This is a genomic window from Pseudomonas sp. Irchel s3f10, from assembly GCF_900187515.1.
Lineage (GTDB): Bacteria > Pseudomonadota > Gammaproteobacteria > Pseudomonadales > Pseudomonadaceae > Aquipseudomonas > Aquipseudomonas tensinigenes.
Map to the genome: position 1 here is coordinate 335,723 of NZ_FYDZ01000004.1, position 1,110 is coordinate 336,832.

At 58.2% G+C, this 1,110-nt stretch carries 1 protein-coding gene; it reads left to right on the top strand.

Features of this window, described 5'->3' with window-relative positions:
- Positions 1 to 117 precede the first annotated feature (117 nt).
- A complete protein-coding gene (locus CKW17_RS12925; RefSeq protein WP_095120099.1) occupies positions 118 to 855 on the top strand; it encodes a thioesterase II family protein in 738 nt (245 codons plus the stop codon).
- Positions 856 to 1,110: the final 255 nt, after the last annotated feature.

Below are 1,110 nucleotides of genomic sequence, written 5' to 3' on the forward strand. Positions count from 1 at the left end.
TTATTGGTTTTGGCCTGAACAGTTAACGAGCGCCTGTTGGGGGAATTTACTGGTCGATGACTAATTTACCCGGCGCGGGATCCGTCTCTCTCTACAGATGAATTTTTCGAGGAAAGCGTGGTGACCAAGCTGACCCTGCTGTGTCTGCCGTATTCCGGCGCCAGTGCCATGGTCTACAGCCGCTGGCGGCCGAAACTGCCGCAATGGCTGCACTTGCAACCGGTTGAGCTGCCGGGGCGTGGCGCACGTTTTGGTGAGCCGCTGCATACCGACATGCGTGGGCTCGCGATGCAGTTGGCCAAGGAATTGCGTCCGACACTCAACGCACCTTATGCGCTGTTCGGCCACAGCCTTGGCGCGTTGCTGGCCTGCGAAATTGCTCATGCCTTGCGTGCGCTGGGTTGTCCGGAGCCGGTGGCGATGTTCGCTTCCGGCACTGCGGCGCCGACGATGCGCGCCGATTACGATCGTGGCTTTGCCGACCCCAAGACTGACGCCGAGCTGATCGAGCAGTTACGTACACTCAATGGCACCAGCGAAGAAGTGCTGGCCAACGAAGAGCTGATGAGTCTGACCCTGCCGATCCTGCGCGCGGATTTTCAACTGTGCGGCAAGTTCGAACCGCTGGCGCGACCGCTGCTCAACTGCCCGGTGCATGTGCTCGGCGGCAAGGCTGATCGTGCCACCACCGAGCAATTGATCGGCTGGAGCAAGGAGACCCGCGGCAGTTTCTCGGTGGATATGCTCGCCGGCGGGCACTTCTTTATTCACGAGCATGAGGCCAAGGTGCTCAAAGTGATCAAGGATCAGCTCGACGTGCACCATCGCCGGCATGCCATGGCCGCAACCGCCTGAACTTCCCCTCACGCAGCTCTCTCCCGTAGGAGCTGCGGCACGCTGCGATCTTTTGATCTTGTCTTTGAAAAGTAGAATCAAAAGATCGCAGCCTCGTTTCACTCGTCAGCTCCTACAGGGTTTTGGTTGGCGGCAGAATCACCGTCTGCCTCCCGCCTGACAGTTGTTCTCATTCGCTAATTTTTCCGATCTGCATTCGTTTTATAGGGATGACGTGCCTTTGTGCTTCCTGCCTACTGATCCGGATGCTGAGAA